The organism is Nitrospinota bacterium (assembly GCA_016235255.1).
Taxonomy (GTDB): domain Bacteria; phylum Nitrospinota_A; class UBA7883; order UBA7883; family JACRLM01; genus JACRLM01.
Window position 1 is genome coordinate 1 of record JACRLM010000106.1, and the last position, 4,045, is coordinate 4,045.

Below are 4,045 nucleotides of genomic sequence, written 5' to 3' on the forward strand. Positions count from 1 at the left end.
GCCCAGTTGATAGGCGAAAATTAGGCGAACATAAAAGCGAAAATGGCGTTACAAAACCTGTGGATAAGTGCCGGTTTTCCACAGGATGAAAATTGTGCAAACATTTTGTCCCAAATTACCAAACATTTTGTCCGCTTACATACGGGATACGCAAGCATAAGGGTATTGGGAAAGATGAAGAAGGCTGATTTTACCAGCGGAATGCGCCGTGGTACATCAAGATGATTTGGCCTTCAATTTTGCGAGGATTTCCTCGTTAGTGGGGAACCGGCCCTCGGTATGTTTTGAAAACAAAGTCTCCCCATCCGCGGTCACTTCAAATATCCCGCCATGTCCCCTAGTCAATTCAGGGGTGACTCCCAGTGAGTTCTTAATCTCTTCCGCCAGACTGGCGGCTCTCGGGAAATAGCTTCACTGAACGCAATATGTGATCGTGACTTTCACTTCAATCTCCTTGGACATTTTGATCAAAACTGTGACAAACAGACATTTGCATTATATCATTCCAGCCGTTCGTCCAGCTCAAAACCATCAGTTTTTAAAAAGGTACATCGCGCCGAAAGCTATAAAGGTCACTCCCGCCGCCTTGTGCAGGAACGAAATAGGCACATAATACGAAATGATCCCGCCAAAGAGCGTGGCGATGGCCGAAGTGGCGATAAGCGCCAGCGCCGATCCCAGGAACACGCTTATCTTGGAAGACTCGCCCGCGGAGAACGCCAGTGTCGCCAACTGTGTCTTGTCCCCAAGCTCGGCCAGGAAGATCATGGTAAAAACAGAAACGATTGTCTTGATATCCAACTTTCCCCCCTTCGACAAAAATATCATCGCGCCGTATTTGGAGGGCAGCGTCCTTACGCCGCCGCCGTCCAGATTATCGCCAGCGCACCGGTGAAATAAAACACTCCGTCCAACGTCAGGTCGAACCTCAGCCCGCGGCTGATTATTCTTTTATGGTAAAACCAAAGGTACAGCGCCGTGTACGCAATCGAAAGGAGCAACACGTATGCAAACGGCCCGGCAAGGCCGGACATGGCCGCCGACACAAGCATCGTGGCAAGCCCCACCACTATCAACGCAAGGAACACCTTGGTCCCTTCGTTGCCGATGAGGATCGGTATGGTCTCGCGTCCGACGAGCCTGTCGCCGTTGATGTCCCGAATGTCGGATAGCACCGACCGGATATAAACGAGCGTGAAGGTGAAAATGAATGCGATGGCCAGCAGGTTGGGATTCTCCTCCCCTTGCTGTCCCAGGGCGGGGATGAGCACGGTGACGGCGCCCCAGCCAAGCCCCACGAAAACGTCCTTGGAGGCCGGGATGTCCTTTAACCTGTGGATGCGGATCACTTTCCATTTAGGGAACCACTTCACGGTGTAACCGAGCCCCAGAATCATCGCCACCACATACACCCCCCCCGCCTGCATTCCCAGGGAGGCGGCCAGGGCGAATCCGCCCGCCGCGGAGAGCAACGCGGCCATGTTCATCGGCCCGCTGCGTTTGAGGTAGAACCGCATTTTTTCCGGCTCGTTGTTTTTGTACGACTGCATGTCGTTTATCTGGTTGAGCACGTACATGGAGAACAGGTACATGGCGGGGATGGCGCCGGCCCTCCAGCCAAAATCGGTGTTGGTCAGCGTGCAATTGGCGTATGTCATAAGGGCCGCCCCGGCGGCAAGGCTTATGTTGCTCACCACGGCGAGCTCGGCGGCGGCCTTGATTTTTGCGCCGAAGCCAGCCCGCTTGCGCCCACGCAGATGCTCCACACGTTCCTTCACCCTCTCGATCATCCACGCAGGGGTGGAAGCGCCCGCCGTTATCCCCACCCGGGCAAACCGGACGATGGCGGCAGGGTCAAGCTCCTCCTCGGTCTCCACAAGGAACGTCTCCGCTCCAGCCTCGCCGGCTATCTGGGCCAGCCTTCCCGTGTTGGCGGAGTTGCGCCCGCCGACCACGATCATTGCGTCCACCTCCCGGGCAAGCTTCAACACTTCCTCCTGGCGCTCCTCCGTGGCGTCGCAAATGGTATGCGCCACCACCGCCTCCGGATATTTGAGCTTTATCGCGTCCACGATCACGCCGTACTTTTGAATGTCGCAAGTGGTCTGCGCCACCACGCACACCTTGTCCATCGGCGGCAGCGCGTCCACATCCTCCGCGGCGCCGATCACGTGGCTTCGCCCGTCGGCGTAGCCCATCAGGCCGGTGACTTCCGCGTGTCCCGCGTCGCCGATGATGATGGTGTGATATCCCTTGTGCGCGTGCTTCTTGATTATCCCCTGGACTTTGGCCACAAGGGGACATGTGGCGTCGTTGATGGTAAGGCCGCGCTCCTTTAATCCCCTTCTCACTTCGGGAGTGACCCCGTGGGTGCGGATTATCACGGTCCCTTTTTCAAGGGTGGAGGCGTCCTTTAGCGCGAAGATTTCCTTCCCCTCCAGCATTTCAATCGCCTGGGGATTGTGGATCAACGGCCCGTGGGTATATACGGGCCCGTCGGTGTTTTTTGCGGTGTTCATGGCGATGTCTATCGCCCTTTTGACGCCCCAGCAGAACCCGGCGGTCCTTGCCACCTTCACTTCGCCATTATCGCTCATCCTTTTATTGTGCCACACACACCGGCGCCGGGCAAAAAAGGGTGCTGGTTTTGCGAATCAATGGCGGATGTCAGGCGAAGGGACGTTACGCCCTCTTTACCATCTCCCGTATCCCCTCTTCCATCGAAAAACGGGGCCGCCAGCCGGTGAGGCTTGTGATCTTTGAACTGTCCACCAGAAGCGAGCCGGTAAGTTTTGTCACCGATTTTGAATTAAGGGGGAACACCGAGCCTGTGAGGCTTTCCCACAAATCACCAAACTTTGCCCCGGCGGCCAGAAAAATGCCGGGGACCGGCAGAAGGATGGCGTTCTTGCCCATACCCCTGGAGATTGCGAGTATCAACTCCCGGGTGGAGACGCCGCCCCCGTCGCTCAAAATAAAACTTTCACCCGCCGCCGCTGGATGGGTCATCAGTGTTTCCACGGCTTCGTTGAGGTTGCCCGCGTAAAGGAAACTGCGTTTATTCGCCGACTGGATATATGGGACCACCGGGCTTTTGGACGCCAGCTTGAGCAGGTTGGCCATGTTCCCCTTCACCCCCGGGCCATACACAAGGGTGGGGCGGAATATGGTCAGTTCCATGCCCGAGCCCGGCAGCAATTCGCAAAGCGCCCGTTCCGCCTTCACCTTGCTGGCGGCGTACGCGTCCCTCGGATCGAAAGGGGACTGCTCCGTGAAAGGGGAATTTTTGGTGAAGTCGCCATGGACCTTGATGGAGCTTGCGTACACAAAGCGCTTTACACCTGCGCGCAACGCAGCTTGCGCCACCTTTACCGCTCCACGGACATTCACCGCCTCATAGACATCATCCCCCACCCGGCGGGACACCTGGTGCGCCACACCCGCAAGATGCACCACCACGTCCACGTCCTTTGCGGCCGATTCGTAACTTTCATAATGGTTGATGTCCGGGATTTTTATATATTTGATCCCGCCGTCCAGGTCCAATCGCGCCGCCGCCGCCAGATCGTTTTCGTCACGGGTGGTGACCGTGATGACTTTCCATCCGTTTTTGGCAAGGTGGGCGACCAGCGGCCCGCCGATGAAGCCCCCGACCCCGGTCACCATCACGGATTTTTCAAAAGCCATTGCGATGCCGAATAGTTGATATTTGAAAACACATTATTCCACGGAAGGCCGTTTGCTGTCACGGGCGATGCGGATAGCCTGTCCTGTCATCCCGGAAGGCGTCATCGGCTATCCGGGATCGCGTTTCCGTAGGGGCACGGCGCGCCGTGCCCCTTGTACAATAAAACACCCGGCGCCCCGCCTCCAAAACAGCTTAAAAATTCCGCTTCCCCGTGGTCGCCTCGGGCTGTTGCCCAAATGCTCATCGGGGTGTTCTTGTACATTCAAAATCAGAGCATACTCATATGTATAAGGCATTCGATTCCGGGGAGGCCGAGGTGTTCTGAAGCCATCGAGCTTGTGTGAAGATAGGCCCCCC

Annotated in this window: 4 protein-coding genes; all 4 read right to left on the reverse strand. The window is 56.6% G+C overall.

The window, feature by feature from the left end:
• Positions 1-216: 216 nt before the first annotated feature.
• The 4 genes from HZB29_13800 to HZB29_13815 all read right to left on the reverse strand — a co-directional run bounded on the left by HZB29_13800 (position 217) and on the right by HZB29_13815 (position 3,687).
• Positions 217-387 carry a SelT/SelW/SelH family protein gene (locus tag HZB29_13800; protein MBI5816671.1) on the reverse strand — a complete coding sequence of 57 codons (171 nt, stop codon included), beginning with the start codon at positions 385-387 and terminating at the stop codon, positions 217-219.
• Between the two features lie 144 nt (positions 388-531).
• A complete protein-coding gene (locus HZB29_13805; GenBank protein ID MBI5816672.1) occupies positions 532-801 on the reverse strand; it encodes a TMEM165/GDT1 family protein in 270 nt (89 codons plus the stop codon).
• Positions 802-854: 53 nt separating this feature from the next.
• Complete coding sequence (gene ispH / locus HZB29_13810) at positions 855-2,597, reverse strand: 4-hydroxy-3-methylbut-2-enyl diphosphate reductase (protein MBI5816673.1); 1,743 nt, start codon at positions 2,595-2,597, stop codon at positions 855-857.
• Between the two features lie 85 nt (positions 2,598-2,682).
• Positions 2,683-3,687, reverse strand: coding sequence for an SDR family NAD(P)-dependent oxidoreductase (locus HZB29_13815; GenBank protein MBI5816674.1), 1,005 nt, complete (start codon positions 3,685-3,687; stop codon positions 2,683-2,685).
• Between the last annotated feature and the right edge of the window lie 358 nt (positions 3,688-4,045).